The sequence below is a fragment of the Undibacterium sp. TJN19 genome, from assembly GCF_049339485.1.
In the GTDB taxonomy this organism is placed as follows: Bacteria; Pseudomonadota; Gammaproteobacteria; order Burkholderiales; family Burkholderiaceae_D; genus Undibacterium.
The window spans coordinates 934,215-951,546 of record NZ_JBMPPL010000001.1; the positions used below are offsets into that span (position 1 = coordinate 934,215).

Here is a 17,332-nt window from a genome sequence, read left to right on the forward strand (position 1 = left end):
GCATATCGGATGCAGCCTCAAGCATTATTTCTATAAAAATCAAGGAAGACAAATGAATCTCACTTCATCAGAAAAACCTTTTAAGCGCATCTTGCTGACCGGCGCTGCCGGCGGCCTGGGCAAGGTATTGCGGGAACGCATCAAAGTCTGGGCAAATATCGTTCGCCTGACAGACATCAGTGATATGGGCCAGGCCGGCGAAGGTGAAGAAATTGTGCAATGTGATCTGGCAGACAAACAGGCCGTACTGGCGCTGATGCAGGGCGTTGACGTGGTATTGCATTTCGGCGGCATATCCACCGAAGCCAATTTCGAAGCCATCATGCATGCGAATATCCAGGGCACTTACAATATTTATGAAGCCGTGCATCAATGCAAAGTGAAGCGCGTGATCTTTGCCAGCTCGAATCATGCCGTTGGCTATTACCGAACTACCGACTATATTGATGCTGACATGCCAACCCGGCCGGATGGCATGTATGGCATCAGCAAATGTTTTGGTGAATCGCTGTCACGTTATTACTATGACCGATTCGGTATAGAAACGGTATGCATACGCATAGGTTCATCTTTCCCGGTACCGACGACCAGGCGCATGCTGACGACTTACCTCAGCTATGATGACCTGACTGAATTATTGCGTTGCTCTGTCTTTGCCCCGCGTGTCGGCCATACCATTACATTTGGTGTCTCTGATAATCCCGGTAAATGGTGGGACAATAAAAAAGCAGCTCACCTTGGCTACAAAGCCAAAGACAGTTCGGCAGAATTCAATCACCTGTTCCCCGACAGTGGAGACTACCCGCCTGCGGACGATATCACGACGATCTATCAGGGTGGCGGTTTCTTGCTGACTGGCCCGCAATACAAATAAAAAAGCGAGCCAGATATCTGGCTTGCTTTTTTATCGCGTAGCTGAGTTTAATCTTCGTCCACCGACAGCATCAGAAACTGATCGAGAATATGGAAGTGGTCATCAAAAAATAACTCTTCCATCTTGCGCAGTTTCTCTATCGGTACCCAGGCCGCCTGTGCGGCATCGTCAGCGGCACTGACATCTGGCAAATGGCTGGTATTGAGATCAAAGAAATGTGCATGGGTAATCGTGCGGCCACGCAGGCTGCGGCCGGGGTGATCAAAAACCTTGACGTCAACGAGTGTATTTTCCAGCGTTGAGCTCAACACCGCCAGATTGGTTTCTTCAAACAATTCACGTATTGCGCCCTGAAACAGGCGTTCATTCTGGTCCAGAAAACCGCCGGGTATGGCCCACAAACCTTTGCCAGGGAAACCACCACGCTGTACCAGCAAGACATGACTGGCCGTTTTTACCACGGCATCGACCGTCGTGAACACAGGCGGATAAGGTGCCGCCTTCCATGCAGCCTGATAAGCGATCAATTGCGCATGCTCTTTTACCAGTGCGGCATAGTGTGGCAAGATACTCCATGCCTTCAGGTATTGACGTATCGTCAGCGGCAGATAATGCGCAATCACATCAAGCGAGACTTTCATGTCATCTGCCTCGAACAACACGCGGCGTATGACAGTAGCGTCAATCGCCAGCATTTGTTCTGCCGCCACCAGTTGCCAGTGCGGAAAACGGTTCAGGTAGTAACTGGATGCATCCTTGAAATGGCCGATCAGTGCCACGCGCCGGGCTTGTGGAAACAGTTTTTCCACCTTGCCGCGCACTGCACTGGCCCAGCGTACATCATCATAATAATCACGTACCGCCACGAAACTGACGCGCTCACGGTCAGCCGCAGACAGTGTCGCGCTGATCATGTCGGCACGTTCACGCCAGGTGAAGGGATTTTTGGTACTGCGCGCATGGAACGAAGAGCCCAGCACCACGACCACATTTTCTGCTGTTTCCAGCGCAAGCTGCAACAAGGTCGCATGACCATTATGAAAAGCCTGGAAGCGCCCTATCAATACCGAAACATCAATTTGCATAGTAAATTATAAAAATTAGTTTGAATAATGTGCTGCTATCGGCATCTGGCGGCCATTGCCAAATGCCCTGGCACGCACACGGATGATAGGTGGCGCCTGACGGCGCTTGTATTCATTACGTGCAACCATGCCCAAAATACGGCTCAGGGTTTTGGTACCAGCTTCTGTGGCACGCAATTGTTCTACAAAAGCAGATGCCCTGGCAAATTCCTGCGCAGGCAGGCGCTTGCCTTCTATATGCCATTTAAGCATCTCATCAAGCTCATCATACGGTGGCAGGCTGTCGGTATCAAGCTGATCTGGTGCCAGCTCTGCTGATGGTGGCTTGCTCAACACATCTTGCGGAATGATCTCACGTCCGGCTTGCTGATTCACATGCTGCGACAAGGCATATACCTCGGTTTTATACAGGTCGCCAATCAGACCCAGGCCGCCATTGGTATCGCCATACAGCGTACAGTAACCGACTGATATTTCACTCTTGTTACCGGTCGTCAGCAACAGCGCGCCAAAGGCGTTTGAATATTCCATGAGGATGGTGCCACGGATGCGGGCTTGCAGGTTTTCCTGCGTCAATCCTTTCAAAGGTGCAGAAAAAGCCGCTTCAAAGCCATGCGCATATTGCCTGACCAAGTCCAGTATGGGATGCGTCAGCAGTTTCACTTGCAGGTTATCGCATAACTTGACTGAATCAGACACGGAACCTGTGCTGGAATAGGCAGATGGCATGGTGATGGCGATGACATTTTCTGCACCAAGTGCTTCGACGGCCAGGGCAATCGTCAAGGCAGAATCGATACCGCCGGACGAACCGAGCACGACCTGCCTGAAACCACAGCGACGCGCATAGTCTTGCAAGCCGAGAATGATCTGCCTGCGGGTAAATTCAGGGACACTTAAACCGGCACTGTCCGGCGCGGGCAAGGCAGCACCATTGGTCTGCAGGAATTGACCATCTTCAAAACCCAGCACTTGAAAATCTTCTGTAAAACGCGCCGCTTCATAGGCTATGCCCTGAGCAGGTGACACTGCAAATGAGGCGCCATCAAACACCAGTTGATCTTGCCCGCCCACCTGGTTTACATACAGCAAGGGCAATTGATGATGTGCGGATGCCTTGCTGAACATGGCATGGCGCTGCTGGCGTTTGCCTATGTCTGAAGGGCTGGCATTGATGCTGATGATCAGGTCAGGCGAAGCCGCCGACAAGGCGCTGAAAGGATTGACCGAGTAATCATGCCCTTCATCATTCCATCCGTCTTCACACACCATGAAGCCCAGCTTGCACCCCTTGACAGTCAGCGTGCAGGCGACTTCTGCACCAGGTTCAAAATGTCTGCGCTCATCAAAAATGCCATAGGTAGGCAGCAACTGCTTGTAATATTCGGCGACAATTTCACCGTCGCGTATTGCCAGCAAGGCATTATGCAGAGGCTTGCCCTGCCAATCATGTTTGCGCACTGTCCCAATGACGGTGACCAGCGCTGGCCATTCACGTGAAGCCTGCAATATCGTTTGCAGTGCTGCGTCGGCACGATCCAGGAAGCTACTGTCTTCAAGCAGATCACCAGGATAATAACCACATAGACATAACTCAGAAAACACGGCGACATCGGCATTTTTTTCAGCCGCATTTTGCATAGTGCGAATGATGGCGGCTGCGTTGCCTGTAAAATCACCAACGGTGTAATTCAATTGCGCTAGAGCGATATTCAGCATAATTTATTTTTTCAGATAACAGGATGATGAAAGACCTGGCGTAAATATGCGAGGAAGGTTTCATCCGTACATAAGGTCTTGCCTGCGGAATCAGATAATTTTGCCACCGGCTGACCATTGCATGATTTTAATTTCATGACGATATTCAAAGCCTTGATGCCGCAGTCATTACTGAGATTGGTGCCGATGCCAAAACCCGTCATGCAGCGGTCAGCAAAGTGGTGGTATAAGGTAAATGCCGTATGCAGGTCCAGCCCGTCTGAAAACACCAGGCGTTTGGTATGGGCATCAATGCGCAGTTTTGTGTAATGCGCGAGCGCCTTTTCACCCCAGATCACGGGATCGCCAGAATCATGGCGCAAGCCGTCGAACAGCTTGGCAAAATACAAATCGAAATCAGCCAGGAAGGCATCCATGCCAACCACATCAGTCAGCGCCGTGCCCAGGTCGCCACGGTATTCCTGCACCCAGTCTTCCAGTGCAGCCTTTTGAAAATCGCGCAGGCGAACACCAAAGGATTGATAGGATTGCAGGTATTCATGCGCCATCGTGCCTATGGGGGTGAGCTGGTATTTTTTCGCCAGATAGACGTTGGATGTGCCCTTGAAAAACTGCGGCACTTCGCGCGCCAGTGTGGCGACGACCTCATCATGCCATGCGCCCGAAAAGCGGCGGCGCAGGCCAAAGTCAAAAAACTCAAACGGATGTACCCTGGCTGGCGTTTGTGCAAATGCCTGCAGTTTCTCTATTTTTCCATGCAGGCGCTGGCGCGCTTCGGCCAGCGTGTCATCGGTCTGCAAACGGCGGAAATACAGTTCATTAACGATGTGCAGCACATAAATTTCAAAGCCCATGACATGCACTTGCGGGCCACTGGCAACAATCTCCAGCGTATCGCCCTGCTTGCTGACCTTGATGAATTTGCGCTGGAAATGAAAGACTGTCAGAAAATCAGTGAAATCACTCTTGATAAAACGCAGCGAGCGTAAATAATCGAGTTCATCTTCCGCGAAATTCAATGAACACAGATGATCGAGTTCACGTTCAACATCGGCCTTTAATTCTGCCAGGGGGTAGGCGGGTGTATTACGGCAGACGAAAGCATATTCCGTCTGAGTATTTGGATGACTATGCAGCAGCGCCTGCCACATGGTGAATTTATATAAATCAGTTTCCAGCAGGCTTTGCACGACGGGCTTCATTTTTATTTATCCGGGTTGCAGAATCATAGATATTACTTCAACTTAGGTATTGGCCAGCAATTCTGCCAAAACATCATTTGCCTGCGCTATCTGCACACCTCTATCACGCATGTCGGCCACAAAGCTTTCGTATTGGGCATCGAAACCTGTAACGGGGCTCATGCAATCGGTCAGCAAGACGAGTTTGCTACGCATTTCCGGAGTAAAATTTTCGACGATATGCTCAGTCGTCGCCTTCACACAATGGCTGGCTGCTTCGCCGCAGATATAGATACGGTCAGCCAGGCTTAACGCAGTGATCAAGTCCTGGTTCAATTGCGTATCCGCATCGCTGCTATCAGGCACCTCGGCTCTCACAGCAGAATAATGCTCGGTCCAGGGATTGGAACCCTTGTTGACTTTACTGACTACCGACAGGCTTTGTTCTTCCCAGGCATTGTAGGCAGCACGCACATCGGCATGAACATTTTGCCCCCATGAGCCAATTTCGCAATGCACAGGCCATATCATTAACTGATAACGCCCTTCTGCCTCCAGCGCATCCAGATAGGCTAGCGCCCGCGGCAACGCGGCCTTGCTGCGTGGCTGGAATTGCCCTGCACGAACGGCAGCAGCGGATATGCTGGTAAAGGCAGCTACGGCAGCGCCATTGCCATCCATCCAGAAAGTCGGGTGGGCAATATCGTAGCGATGATGGGCATCAAGCGTGATGGTAATGGCAGACAGACCGGCAGCACCATTATTGATGAGACTGGCAATGCGCAACATATCTGCATGCGCGCCTGGCACAGGCAGGGCTGGCGTGATCGGCGCACCGGTGCGCGCATCGCGGGCAAGGTAAGCGGAAGGCAAATCACAAAAATCATTTTGTGGATCAATAATCAGCAATTGCAGATTGCGTTTCATGGTACGTTTCCTTATATGTGAAACCAGATCATGCGTTTATTGTAGGTCAGTTAGTTTAATATTGCAACTAAGTATTTTATGCACCAGTATCGCCCTGAAATAAGCTGTTGAATAGAGTAAATTGTCATATTTATCTATGAAGAAGATATAGACCATCTCGTTTAAAAGAGCTACCACCCTGTTGAATTTCCATGGCAATTACAATTAGTTGCAAATAATTTTTAACTCCGTTACATTCGCTACACGGGTAGCAACCAAACTTTGGGGTAGGTGTGGAACAAATAATTTGCACAGTCGATGTAGTCTTACTGACACTGCAAGATGATAGTCTGAAAGTTGCCTTGTTAAAGCGCACACATGCCCCTTATCAAGGCTTGCTGGCTTTGCCTGGTGGCTATATCCATCAGGGTGAAGATAGCGATGCACGCGATGCCGCCTTGCGGGTATTGCGCGACAAAGCGAATATCCATGCCCCTTATCTGGAACAATTGGCGACTTTCACAGGACAGGCACGCGACCCCCGTGGCTGGTCGATATCGGTCAGTTATTATGCGCTGGTGTCGGCACAGGTGATAGAAGCCGCGGCGCACCCCGACGTGCATCTGGTCGATGTAGACCGTTACCAGCAACTGCCTTTTGATCACCAGCACATATTGAATACAGCGGTACAACGCCTGCGCAGCAAAAGCCAGTATTCATCCCTGCCCTGCTATCTGGCTGGTGACACATTTACCTTGCCGCAACTCCAGCGCGTCTATGAAGTATTGATGGGAGAAGCGATCAATAAAGTCAGCTTCCGCAGGAAGATGACAGAAATGGACATGCTCGAAGTAGCAGGTGGCAAACCAGAAGCCCATGGTGCGCACAGACCGGCGCAGCTTTACCAGCTAAAACCCGCATTCCGCCAACATCTGCGTTTGCTGGAACGCGGGTTTTAAAGTACTTACCTGTCTGAACCTGGCTTGAATGCCGCGACCTGTTTCAGCAAGCTTTCCAGCCCGCCATAGACACTGATCTTGTCGATCTTTTCGGTCATCTTTTCCAGGGTTTCCAGTTCTTTCAGGCGCAAGGCAACGGGGTTATCTTCCATCACCCGCGAGGTGTTCATCAATGACCTGGTCGCTGCTGTTTCCTCGCGACGGCGTATGACGTTGGCCTGTGCCGCTTTTTCTGCTTCTACCACCTTGCCCAGCATGGTCTTGATTTCACCCGGCAAGATCAGGTCCTTGATGCCCAGGCTGATGATTTCTATACCCTGCGCCAGTGCTTTCTGGGCGACATATTGCAAGATCTGTTCATCGGTTTCATTCTTGTTTTCCAGCAGACCATCAAGGGTCTTGCTGCCAATGGCGGCACGCAGGGCAAACTGGATTTCCTTATAGATGAAATCCTTGTAATCATTGAGACTGGCCAATACCAGCGGCGCGTCGATGATTTTATAACCAGCCGTGACATTCACGCGCAATGGCACCTTGTCTTGCGTGAGCATCTCCTGTCCGGTTATTTCCAGGGTCGTCAGACGGGTATCAATGATCGTCAGGCTCAGGCGGTTCCCGCCATGCCAATAAGCATAGAAACCAGGCTTCAGACTGGCATGGAAAACACCATCGATATACAACATGCCGATATGCTCTGAAGGTACTTCATAATTGCAGACATGCGGGGCCAGCAGCTTGGCGCTGTTGGCGTTGCTTCGCATCGCCAGAACGATATGGTCTTCAATCGCACGCGGCGCCCGCGCCAGTGAAATCAACTCCAGTTTCAGATCGCTACTGGCCAGGGCAGGTGTGGCCTGGCTAGTGACATGCACCAGTTCATTCTTGTCCCACCAGACAGCCAGTTGCTGATCGCTGGTTTCTATCTTGTTCAATTGCGCAGACAAAACCGGATGCGCACTGGCGACGATGGCATGCACGACATCTTTTGCATCGATCACTTGTGACTGGCGGCAAATCGTCAGTTTTGTCTTGGGCAAGACATCAAAATAGGCATGCCTGCCAGGCAACAGGAAATCGCTGAAACTTTCTTCTGCAAACAGGAGGCCATAAGCGCCAGCAGGTATCGTGACCTGTTTGACACATCCCACAGAGACGCCGATAGGCAGTTGTTTTAGCCATTCTTCAGGCACTTTCAGGTCAGGCGTGATGTTTGCCCTGTATACCTTGACACCCAAACCCTGCTTCCAGAAAGCCCGCAGGGAATTGGGCGTGACGCATAAAAACTGCTGACCACTGCATACCAGGGCCACTTCATCATGAGCGGTATGGACAATTTCCAGATCTGCTGCCAGCGCCGCCTTGTGATGAGAGCTGAGCCACTCAAGATCAGTCAGCGTTGCCGGGAAATCGGTTAAATTGGCCATTTCCACCCTCTTGGACCCTGACAGGAAATAGCTGCCTTTGCCAAGAATTTTCTCAAAGCCGCTACGGCCATATAGAAGACCAACCTGGTGATCTTGGATTATTTTTCGCAGGAACATAGACATTCTCAATCGATATAAATATTTCGTCAGATGAACTCAGCGAGCCGGGGCCAGTAAAAACGGGGTAGACAGCACACATCAGTCTCAAATGGAAACAGCCTCAGGAAAACCATCCCCGCAGCATGGCGGATGACTATGCATGTAAGGTGCCGCAATCTTGTTTCTGGTACGCCCGCCTGGGAAACGACAACAAAAGCACTGTATCCGTTTGCCTGACGTTTATAGCTTGAATTAAGAAAGGGGACGCAGACATGGTAACAATCACGCGAAGCGATGCTGCGTTGTCCCGGTGCATGACAACTCATTATCTGAATCAGCACGCGCAAGGACAGGAAAGCAGTTTCCCTGAGGATTACTACTGATGCACTACACCTTTTTACTACAATCAGATTAAAAGTCTGAGGCTCAATCTTTGAGCTGGATGCGTAATATAGGAATCGAACCTATTAACATCTGCCTGGTGCGGTACACAAACGCATACAATGCGCTGTGCCAGTCTGAACTCATGAGTCAGAACCTTTGCAATCAGGCAAATTGTTCCCACCGAGGAAACGCACAGGAAGTATAGCCTGAGTTAATGCAGTTACGGGATTTGAAATTGAAACAAATTTAAGAAACCCGCCAATTGACAGGAGCGCTAATTGCCCATGAGGCGGCTAAATATCGCCGGTGATTTGCCATCACGCAAAGCATACAATTGCGCCGGACGATTGCTGCCCAGCCTCTGCCTGCCAGCCAGCTCTGCAAGAAAATCACCTTCCTTGATACGCTTCCTGAACGAGCTTTTGTCGAGTTGCCTGCCCAGTACGATTTCATAAACTTGCTGCAATTCTGACAGCGTAAATTCTTTCGACAGCAAATGCGCCGGCAAGGATGTGTATTCAACCTTGCTGCGCAGACGCAACAGAGCCACGTCAAGAATGTCTGCATGATCAAATGCCAGGGCTGGCAATTTTTTATTGTGCATCAACGGAAACCATTTCACATCGTCGGCCCCGCCGCCATGTTGCAAAATCACGTCATCTGATGAGATCAGCGCAAAATAGACAAAGGTGCTCGACCAGCCTCTGGGGTCGCGGTCTTTGCTACCAAAGCCTTGCAACTGCTCCACATAAGGCGCGCTGACACCGGTTTTTTCCTTTAATTTCCGCAGGGCGGTCGCTTCGAGGCTGGCATCATGGCGCACATCAATAAAACCACCAGGCAGCGCCCATTCTCCCTTGAACGGATGGTCACCACGCTTCACCAGCAAGACCTGCAAGCTCATGTCACGTATGGTAAAGATCACCAGATCAACACTGGTCAAGGGCAAATCATAGTCATGAATGTTATAGCCCTGGAGAAATTGCTGCTCTTCCTTGCCTGGCTTGCGCTTAGCTGTCACGCTCATAATATGTACTCTGTATGCTTTGGATTAGGACAAGCGCATTGTACGCTGCAAGTAGCATTAGTGCAATTTACAACTAACTTAGTTGATATTTACAAATAAGTGTTTTATAGTTGCTGCAATCCGGTCGCTATGAGGCTGGTCGATAATAAAAGAAAAAAGAAGTGAATATAAAAACTCTTAACATGAAGTTCCAGACATATCAGGAACAGCTCAAGGTTTGGCCTGATGAAGGCAAACACGTCATGGCGCAGTTCGACGATGATACGATCATTGTGTATCAAGCCTATAGCAATGCGATCGCGGAATTTGCAATCAAAAATCAATATTTCGGCGGCGAGTTCAAATACTCACGCATGAGCTGGATCAAACCAAATTTCCTATGGATGATGTATCGCTCGGGCTGGGCTCAAAAAGCAGGCCAGGAATGCATACTGGCGATTCGAATTAAGCGCGTATTCTTCGACGAAATATTGGAAGCAGCTGTAAGCTCGACTTACGATCAGGCGAAATATGCATCACATGCTGCCTGGCAAGGCGCGGTAGCGAATTCTGATGTACGGCTGCAATGGGATCCTGATCATGATCCGTCAGGACAATGTTTGCAGCGTCGCGCTGTCCAACTAGGATTGCGTGGCCAAATGTTGCATCGCTTCGGCAATGATGAAATTGTCGAAATCATGGATCTCAGCAGCTTTGTGAAAGAACAGCGCCTTTATCTTGAAACTGATACGGCCTTGATCACGCCAGCAGAATCTGTTTATCGTTCCATCTAACATAAGTCTTCCAGCAGAAAGCAGATTCGGTAGTCCTATATAAATTTCACTCTATGCCAGGTTTTTATTCGCATTCCTTGAACGCATGCGAATCACGCATGAAATTCGTTTGAAACAGTAGCCATACTGGGATTCAATAGCATCAGGCGGCACAGAAAATTTTTGAAGACAGCAGGAATTTTTTAAATCGCCCAATCTACTGGAGTCTCTATGAATGCACTTTTAGACAAGCGCCTGCGTCTCAGTCCCACGCATGATAGTTCACCCGATGGCAACTGGCCTGTGCTGGCCAGCATGAGTTATATCAAGCCATCAAACCAGCGCCCTTGCAGTTATACCTTTGAACCGCCGAATGGCGAGCCCTGGGAAAACAGTGAATACGATTTAAGAGAAGTCCAGATTCATGATGCGCGCATCGCGGCTAGCCGCCCTGCCCTTGAGCGTGAAGGCTTTGAATTGTGGGACGCGCCGACAGCGGTCGTCAATTTTATGAACCAGAATGAAGTGCGATCGACGTATTACCGTGAAGCGCGGGAACTAGCCCTGGCGGCTACCGGTGGCAGGCGGGCCTATGTGTTTGATCATCTGGTGCGTCGACGTGAGCCTGATCATATCGCCCTGTCTTTCGGCAAGCGCTCCATCAACGGACTGGCGGCTGCCAATGGGCGCATACACAATGATTACACGGAAGAATCAGGCAAAAAAAGGCTGTCACTGGTCATTACCGACCCGGCTGAACTGTCTGAAGTCCGCCGCTATAGCATCATCAATATTTGGCGTTCAATTCGCGGGCCGGTACTGGATACACCGCTGGCAGTTTGTGACGCCCGTAGCCTGTCTGTCGATGATATGGTGGTATGCGATGTCAAATATCCACACCGGACCGGTGAAATTTATCTTGCCCGCCATGATGCGGCCCATCGCTGGTCGTATTTCTCTCGAATGGACAGGCATGAAGCACTGATCTTCAAGCAATACGATACACAAATCAGTGGTGTCTCGCGCTTTACACCTCACGCCGCATTTGATCACCCTGATACCCCGGCAGGCACGCCACCACGCGAAAGTATAGAGCTGCGCTGCCTTGTCACGTATTGAATTTACCAGGAATAAACATGGACATATCCATTTCCCCAAAACCTGTCGGTGATTTGCCAGTGATTGATTTCTGGTTTGAGTTTGGTAGCAATTACAGTTACCTGAGCGTCATGCGTATCGAGCAGGATGCAGCACGGGCTGGTGTCAGAATACGCTGGCAACCCTTTTTGCTGGGACCGCTCTTCCAGTCCTTTGGATGGAAGACTTCGCCCTTCATCCTGCAAAAAGAAAAAGGCGAATATGCATGGAAAGATATGGAACGCCAATGCAGGAAATATCAAATCCCATGGCGCAAACCCAGCAATTTCCCGCGCTCAGGCATACTCGCCCTGCGTGTCGCCCTGCTCGGCGTCGATGTACCGTGGATGGCGGCATATTGTCGCCGGGTCATGCAGTTGAACTTTGCCGAAGACCGTGATTTTGACCGCAGGGACGTGTTGTTCAAGGTACTCGATGACCTGGGCTTGCCTGCATCTGACCTGCTGGATCAAGCTGTTACCGACGATAACAAACAGAAATTGCGTGCCCAGACCGAAACTGCATTTGCCAAAGGCATCTTCGGCGCGCCGACTTTTTTTGTGGGCGACGAGATGTTCTGGGGGAATGACAGGCTCGATGATGCACTGCTGTTTTGCCAGCAATCAGTTCGCTGAATTTTAAAAACCGGCTCAGAGACAGGAATAGCGATGTGCAAGAATGTGACGAAACTGAGCAGCATTGCAACAGCTGAAGCCCTTGTCAACAGTCGTCGTATTGGCATCTTGTGCGGTTTCGCCATTGTTTGTCTGTTCTCTGGCTTCACCCTGGTTTCCAGAATGGGTTTTGCATCTTCACTGAAGGTTATGGATATTGCTGCGCTGCGCTTTGTTACTGCCGGTATCGTGATGCTGCCGCTATTGCTCAAGTACGGTCTGACTGTGCAAGAGGGGCAAGAAAAAGTCAGGAAAGCAAGAGGACGGATACGCTTGCATGAGGCAGCCGCACTCGCCCTGTCAGGTGGTCTGGGATTTGCCATGCTGGCTTATACCGGGTTCTCTCTGGCACCCGCCTCACATGCTGCAGTATTACTGCATGGCAGTTTGCCGCTGTTCAGCTCTCTACTGGCTTATACCCTGTTACCGGCAAGTCTGAGCATGAGGCGCAAGCTGGGTTTGTTGATTATCGCGCTAGGCATAGCCGCGATGGCTTATGACAGCCTGATCAATGCAAGTATGCGGCAATTGCTGGGAGACGCAGCCTTGTTATCGGCTTCGATCTGTTGGTCAGCATATGGCTTGCTGGCACAAAAACTGGAATTGCGGCCTGCACATACCGCGGCCATCGTGGCGGTATGCTCGATGTTTTGCTACCTGCCGTTATATCTGATGTTGCCTGGCAAGGCGCTCTTATTGGCCAACTGGCGGGAGATACTTGTACAGGCCCTGTTTCAGGGTGTGATGATTGGTGTGCTGTCTATCTATATATATTCTCAAGCCGTGGCCAGATTGGGTGCACTTGAGACTGCTTTGTACACCGCAGCGGTTCCCTGCGTTACGACGCTGGCTGCGGTGTTTTTTCTTGCCGAGATACCTGGCTTGCTTGTACAGGGCGGGGTACTCATCGTAACGGCTGGTATGCTGCTTGCCATGAAAAACTGAGACGGGTGCCTGAGCGTTCTCATCATCGCTCAGGCCGGTTGCCATTCCTGGGTTTGACGTGCCTGCTCCTGTATCCAGTTGGCGACATGGCTGACCTCTGCACGCGGCTGATCTTCTGCCTGAACCAGCCAGTTCGCATAACCGTCTTCACCCTGCTTCCTGGCAGGGGCAACGATCATCAGACGGCCCTCATCGATTAACGTCTGGATCAGCTCCAGCCGTCCCAGTGCAATGCCCTGGCCAGCCACTGCTGCCTGTATGACCTGGTCATATTGATTGAAGCGCAGAATGCCGTGCGCCTTCGCCCTTTCTTCAGCGCCCAGCCAGTCAGACCACATCAGCCAGGATTTTTGTGCCTCATCAAATTCCAGCAAGGGCCATTTCACAGGCAGTTTTGAAGCTGGCCGCAGTTTGATGCCCAGTGAAGGATGGGCAACAGGTGCCACTGATTCGTCAAAAAGACGAATCGATCCAGCCGGTGCCATTTTGGCGTTGCAATAACGTATCGCCAGGTCAATACCATCATTGCGTAAATCACTCACGCGGTTATTGGCAGAAAGACGCACATCGACAGCGGGGTAGAGTTTCTGAAAGGCATTCAATCTGGGCAACAACCACAAACCCGTGACGCCGATAGTGGCACTGACTGTCACCGGCTTCACCTCACTGGTGTTGCGTATTTCACCCATGATGTCCTGCAACTGCTGGATGGCCCCATCAGCACTGCGGAACAGGCGCTCACCTTCCGCAGTAAAGGCAATCGAACGATAGCCGCGAACCAGCAACTTCACCCCCAGCAGTTCTTCCAGCGTGAGTATCTGCCGGCTTACCGCTGACTGCGTCAGGCAAAGATCATCGGCTGCCAGCGTAATGCTCATGCGCCGTCCCACAGCGACAAAGCCTTTTAACTGATCAAGATACGCCAGTTGTGCGAGTGATAGCGACATTCTCATGGTGCATGCCATTTGTCATTGAACCTAATGTCCGATTGGAACATAAGCGTGGCCAACTTACAATACATCCAACGGGTATCAACATGCACCTTGACCAGACAATTACACCGCAGTGCTTTCAACAGCTTCGCCAGGCGCTGCCGGGACGATTTTCTTTGACCTGCGTGACAAAGGCAATGCCAGTAACGATGTCAATAGACCGCCCGCCGCAATGAAGAGAAAGACATATTTGAACTGTGCGATCCCGTGCAAATTGCCGCCGACAATAGCAACAGTGAAGGCGACACCCAAGGCGGAACCAAACTGTCGTACAGCCGCATTGACGGCACTGCCCACGCCAAAACGGCTGGCTGCCAGATTGGAAACGGCAGCACCTGACAGCGAAGGCAGGACCATGCCGACTCCGACGCCACTGATCAGCAAGCCTGGTAACCAGGCAGACAGATAATCTGCGGTAGCGGCAGCAGCGAAATAAAACCACAAGCCGCTCAGTGCATACACCAGCCCACCTGCGATCAACAAGTTGCGGTGCCCATGACGCGCGGCATAACGACCTGAAATCACAGCGACGGGAATCACCAGCAAAGGCCCTGGCGTGATACTCAGGCCAGCTTTTGCCAGCCCATAACCCCAGATCAGCGTAGTGAACAGGAAGAAACACAGAAACATGGCGGTAAATGCAGCACCAAAGATCAAGGTCGCTACATTGACTATGCTGTAATTCCTGTCTTGAAACAGGCTTAAATCTACCGCCGCATGCGGCCGGTCTTTTGCCCAGAATATAAATGCCAGCAAAATCAGCAAACCGGCAATGATACTGGCGCCTGTTTTTGGTTCTGCCCAGCCCCATGCGTCGGACTGGACGATGCCCAGTGTCAGCAAGGCACTGCCAGCGATCAACAGCAAAATGCCGGGTGCGTCAAAGCTTCGCCCGGTATGCGGGTTACTGGATTCCTGCAAGCTGACTCTGGCACGTAAGAGAGCGACAATGCCGACTGGCACGTTGACCAGAAAAGCCCAATGCCAGCTGGTATTCTCGATAATCAGCGCTCCGACGCTGGGGCCAATCGCCGCGGCCAGCGCACCCACTGCTCCCCACAGGCTGACGGCAACCGCCCGCTTGCCTTCGGGGAAAGCTTGCAATATCAATGCCAGGGAAGTTGGCGTCAGCAATGCAGCACCTATCGCCTGCAAAACCCGGAAAGCAATCAAGGTTTCCAGATTTGGGGCCACACCACACAAACCGGAGGCCAGCGTAAAAACACCAACGCCCACCATGAACAGGCGCTTGCGCCCCAAAAGATCTGCCAGGCGGCCTGCCGGCACCAGCAATGCGGCGTAGACGATGGTGTAGGCCGTCAATACCCAGGACAAGCCGCTGGCTGTATCCAGGGGAAATGCCATGCGCAATGCCGGGAAAACAGCAAAACCGATGGTCGCATCCAGTGATACCAGAAATACCGCAATACTGACCAGCGCGAAGATGCGCCAGGGATTAATTGGCTTGATCATATTCATCATGCAGCTCCGGCAAAAGGGTGAATAGAGGTGAGGTTATGAGGGAGAGCATGGCCGACAAAGTCAGCGACGGACTGGATGACAGCGGGTGCGCGCAAAATTCGCCTGTGCCCGACATCGGCAAGCAAGGTGATATGGCTGCCAGGCCAGGCTGCGGCCAGCGCCAGGCTTTCTTCGACTGGCATTTCCCTGTCCAGCGGATCATGCATGATCAGGGAGCGATGCTGCATGCCAGGCTGCAATTGTTCCAGATCCATGATTTGCAATGGTGCCTGTATTTCTTCTGCCATTTGTGTTTCCAGGGCCGAAATATGCGCCGCGTCCATCCCGGCCAGTTTGGCTCCCCGCCTGAGTACCCGGCTCAGGGAAGAAGGGCCGCACAGATGTACACTGGCTGTGACCTGCACACCATGCGCAAATGCGTACAAAGCGGCGGCTGAGCCCAGTGAATGGGCAATCACGGCACTGAACTGGCCAATATCATGCCGTGCACCGGCATTGGCAACGGCGACCACCGCCTTGCCGTAATCAACTACATTCGTATTTTGTCCGTCTGAATCACCGTGTGCAGGCGCATCCAGTGCCAGCACGCGAAAACCGGCTTGCAGCAAGGCAGGTACGAAAGCGGTCATGTGACTGGCGCGGCTTTCCCAGCCATGCAATAGCAAAATGGTTACCGCTTCACGCTTACCCCAACTCCATAAAACCAGTTGCTGCCCCTGAAAATGGATAATGTGACGACTGGCATCAGCCAGCGCCAGCTCATCTTCACCGGAAGCGCCCAACCTGCGCGGCGTCGTGAATGCTCGCAAAGCCTGCTCCACCGGGTCAATTAGTATCTCAGTCATGACTGCACTTTCATTTAGATGACAAACATAATCAAATAGATGTTGATTATCATCTAAAATAAAGGTTGGCGTCAAATACTGCTTTGAATAATTTGCAACATCGCCGAACTGGATTGAAAATGCATAGATAATACGTCTATGCTGTGTTAACACGAACTACCGCCCTGTCTGAAAGAGCATAAAAATGAGAAATTCACGTGAACAAACTGCGCAGACCAGAGAGCGCATCGTCGAAACTGCCGCACGGCTCTACCGCGAACGCGGGATCAATGGCATCGGTGTGGCCGATCTGATGAGCGAGGCCGGACTGACGCATGGTGGTTTTTACAAACATTTTGAATCGAAAGAGGCATTGATTGCCGAAGCCTGTACAGAAGCCCTGCAGGCCACCCGGGCAGAACTGCGCCGTAAAGTGGATCAGGCAAACGATGCCGATGCACTGGCAGCACTGGTCCATTCTTATCTGAGCAAAGTGCATAGCGACCACCCGGGCCACGGCTGCGCCATCGCGGCAATGGGCGCAGAAGCTATCCGCGATGACGGTCTGGGCAAAGTCGCCATGGCTGAGGGGGTAGACGAATTACTGGCATTAATCCGTCAACAACTGACACGAAAAGGATCTGATGACGTCGATGCCAAAGCCCACGGCATCTTGGCGGCGCTCATCGGTGGCTTATTACTGTCACGCACAATGAGCAGTGGAAATAAAGCCAAAGCGGTATTGCGGGACACCAGCGCCTTTATATTGAAAGCAATATGAAAAATACAATTCCCATTTGCCTGACGAACATGCAGACTGAATGAAATATTCGATCTGCTTCGCTGTCGCCAGGAAAAAGCAGAAGAC

16 protein-coding genes are annotated in these 17,332 nt (G+C 51.3%); 7 read left to right on the plus strand and 9 right to left on the minus strand.

The window, feature by feature from the left end; genetic code table 11:
- Positions 1-52 precede the first annotated feature (52 nt).
- Positions 53-874 (plus strand): NAD-dependent epimerase/dehydratase family protein, encoded by an 822-nt coding sequence (locus ACO0LH_RS04395; protein ID WP_422939815.1) that lies wholly within the window; start codon positions 53-55, stop codon positions 872-874.
- A 47-nt stretch (positions 875-921) separates the two neighbouring features.
- On the opposite strand, the gene ACO0LH_RS04400 is transcribed toward ACO0LH_RS04395, so the two are convergent.
- From ACO0LH_RS04400 to ACO0LH_RS04415, 4 genes are read right to left on the minus strand one after another with little or no spacing between them, the layout of a single operon-like run.
- The gene (locus ACO0LH_RS04400) at positions 922-1,959 is read right to left on the minus strand and encodes a bifunctional nicotinamide-nucleotide adenylyltransferase/Nudix hydroxylase (protein WP_422939816.1); all 1,038 of its coding nucleotides are present in this window, start codon (positions 1,957-1,959) and stop codon (positions 922-924) included.
- A gap of 15 nt (positions 1,960-1,974) precedes the next feature.
- Complete coding sequence (locus ACO0LH_RS04405; RefSeq protein ID WP_422939817.1) at positions 1,975-3,678, minus strand: NAD+ synthase; 1,704 nt, start codon at positions 3,676-3,678, stop codon at positions 1,975-1,977.
- A gap of 11 nt (positions 3,679-3,689) precedes the next feature.
- Positions 3,690-4,880: a nicotinate phosphoribosyltransferase gene (gene pncB, locus ACO0LH_RS04410; protein WP_422939818.1), complete on the minus strand. Its 1,191-nt coding sequence runs from the start codon at positions 4,878-4,880 to the stop codon at positions 3,690-3,692.
- A 42-nt stretch (positions 4,881-4,922) separates the two neighbouring features.
- Positions 4,923-5,786 (minus strand): cysteine hydrolase, encoded by an 864-nt coding sequence (locus tag ACO0LH_RS04415; protein WP_422939819.1) that lies wholly within the window; start codon positions 5,784-5,786, stop codon positions 4,923-4,925.
- 272 nt (positions 5,787-6,058) lie between these two features.
- Here ACO0LH_RS04415 and ACO0LH_RS04420 point away from each other — a divergent pair, with 272 nt between their 5' ends.
- A complete protein-coding gene (locus ACO0LH_RS04420; protein ID WP_422939820.1) occupies positions 6,059-6,724 on the plus strand; it encodes an NUDIX hydrolase in 666 nt (221 codons plus the stop codon).
- A gap of 5 nt (positions 6,725-6,729) precedes the next feature.
- Here the strand turns inward: ACO0LH_RS04420 and ACO0LH_RS04425 are convergent, their stop codons facing one another.
- Entirely contained in the window at positions 6,730-8,148 is a 1,419-nt protein-coding gene (locus tag ACO0LH_RS04425) for a slipin family protein (protein ID WP_422939821.1), read from the minus strand.
- A 757-nt stretch (positions 8,149-8,905) separates the two neighbouring features.
- Positions 8,906-9,658: an NUDIX hydrolase gene (locus tag ACO0LH_RS04430; RefSeq protein WP_422939822.1), complete on the minus strand. Its 753-nt coding sequence runs from the start codon at positions 9,656-9,658 to the stop codon at positions 8,906-8,908.
- A gap of 182 nt (positions 9,659-9,840) precedes the next feature.
- On the opposite strand from ACO0LH_RS04430, the gene ACO0LH_RS04435 reads away from it, so the two are divergent.
- From ACO0LH_RS04435 to ACO0LH_RS04450, 4 genes are all read left to right on the plus strand, one after another.
- On the plus strand, positions 9,841-10,431 hold the full coding sequence (locus ACO0LH_RS04435) for a DUF4291 domain-containing protein (protein WP_422939823.1): 591 nt from the start codon (positions 9,841-9,843) through the stop codon (positions 10,429-10,431).
- A gap of 210 nt (positions 10,432-10,641) precedes the next feature.
- Entirely contained in the window at positions 10,642-11,529 is an 888-nt protein-coding gene (locus ACO0LH_RS04440; protein WP_422939824.1) for a CmcJ/NvfI family oxidoreductase, read from the plus strand.
- A 17-nt stretch (positions 11,530-11,546) separates the two neighbouring features.
- A complete protein-coding gene (locus ACO0LH_RS04445) occupies positions 11,547-12,182 on the plus strand; it encodes a 2-hydroxychromene-2-carboxylate isomerase (RefSeq protein ID WP_422939825.1) in 636 nt (211 codons plus the stop codon).
- Between the two features lie 33 nt (positions 12,183-12,215).
- Complete coding sequence (locus tag ACO0LH_RS04450) at positions 12,216-13,166, plus strand: DMT family transporter (protein ID WP_422939826.1); 951 nt, start codon at positions 12,216-12,218, stop codon at positions 13,164-13,166.
- Positions 13,167-13,195: 29 nt separating this feature from the next.
- On the opposite strand, the gene ACO0LH_RS04455 is transcribed toward ACO0LH_RS04450, so the two are convergent.
- The 3 genes from ACO0LH_RS04455 to ACO0LH_RS04465 all read right to left on the minus strand — a co-directional run bounded on the left by ACO0LH_RS04455 (position 13,196) and on the right by ACO0LH_RS04465 (position 16,485).
- A complete protein-coding gene (locus tag ACO0LH_RS04455; RefSeq protein WP_422940563.1) occupies positions 13,196-14,113 on the minus strand; it encodes a LysR substrate-binding domain-containing protein in 918 nt (305 codons plus the stop codon).
- Positions 14,114-14,221: 108 nt separating this feature from the next.
- Complete coding sequence (locus tag ACO0LH_RS04460) at positions 14,222-15,637, minus strand: DHA2 family efflux MFS transporter permease subunit (protein ID WP_422939827.1); 1,416 nt, start codon at positions 15,635-15,637, stop codon at positions 14,222-14,224.
- Positions 15,637-16,485, minus strand: a complete 849-nt coding sequence (locus ACO0LH_RS04465) for an alpha/beta hydrolase (protein WP_422939828.1) — start codon at positions 16,483-16,485, stop codon at positions 15,637-15,639. The genes ACO0LH_RS04460 and ACO0LH_RS04465 overlap by 1 nt, the downstream gene beginning before the upstream one ends.
- Before the next feature lie 184 nt (positions 16,486-16,669).
- On the opposite strand from ACO0LH_RS04465, the gene ACO0LH_RS04470 reads away from it, so the two are divergent.
- On the plus strand, positions 16,670-17,245 hold the full coding sequence (locus ACO0LH_RS04470; RefSeq protein WP_422939829.1) for a TetR/AcrR family transcriptional regulator: 576 nt from the start codon (positions 16,670-16,672) through the stop codon (positions 17,243-17,245).
- The last annotated feature ends 87 nt before the right edge of the window (positions 17,246-17,332 follow it).

Coding starts and splice junctions, on each gene's coding strand:
- ACO0LH_RS04405 (WP_422939817.1), bottom strand. CDS start 3,678: ATGCTGAATATCGCTCTAGCGCAATTGAATTACACCGTTGGTGATTTT.
- ACO0LH_RS04445 (WP_422939825.1), top strand. CDS start 11,547: ATGGACATATCCATTTCCCCAAAACCTGTCGGTGATTTGCCAGTGATT.
- ACO0LH_RS04465 (WP_422939828.1), bottom strand. CDS start 16,485: ATGACTGAGATACTAATTGACCCGGTGGAGCAGGCTTTGCGAGCATTC.
- ACO0LH_RS04435 (WP_422939823.1), top strand. CDS start 9,841: ATGAAGTTCCAGACATATCAGGAACAGCTCAAGGTTTGGCCTGATGAA.
- ACO0LH_RS04395 (WP_422939815.1), top strand. CDS start 53: ATGAATCTCACTTCATCAGAAAAACCTTTTAAGCGCATCTTGCTGACC.
- ACO0LH_RS04470 (WP_422939829.1), top strand. CDS start 16,670: ATGAGAAATTCACGTGAACAAACTGCGCAGACCAGAGAGCGCATCGTC.
- ACO0LH_RS04450 (WP_422939826.1), top strand. CDS start 12,216: ATGTGCAAGAATGTGACGAAACTGAGCAGCATTGCAACAGCTGAAGCC.
- ACO0LH_RS04415 (WP_422939819.1), bottom strand. CDS start 5,786: ATGAAACGCAATCTGCAATTGCTGATTATTGATCCACAAAATGATTTT.
- ACO0LH_RS04425 (WP_422939821.1), bottom strand. CDS start 8,148: ATGGCCAATTTAACCGATTTCCCGGCAACGCTGACTGATCTTGAGTGG.
- ACO0LH_RS04400 (WP_422939816.1), bottom strand. CDS start 1,959: ATGCAAATTGATGTTTCGGTATTGATAGGGCGCTTCCAGGCTTTTCAT.
- ACO0LH_RS04440 (WP_422939824.1), top strand. CDS start 10,642: ATGAATGCACTTTTAGACAAGCGCCTGCGTCTCAGTCCCACGCATGAT.
- ACO0LH_RS04455 (WP_422940563.1), bottom strand. CDS start 14,113: ATGTCGCTATCACTCGCACAACTGGCGTATCTTGATCAGTTAAAAGGC.
- ACO0LH_RS04460 (WP_422939827.1), bottom strand. CDS start 15,637: ATGAATATGATCAAGCCAATTAATCCCTGGCGCATCTTCGCGCTGGTC.
- pncB (WP_422939818.1), bottom strand. CDS start 4,880: ATGAAGCCCGTCGTGCAAAGCCTGCTGGAAACTGATTTATATAAATTC.
- ACO0LH_RS04430 (WP_422939822.1), bottom strand. CDS start 9,658: ATGAGCGTGACAGCTAAGCGCAAGCCAGGCAAGGAAGAGCAGCAATTT.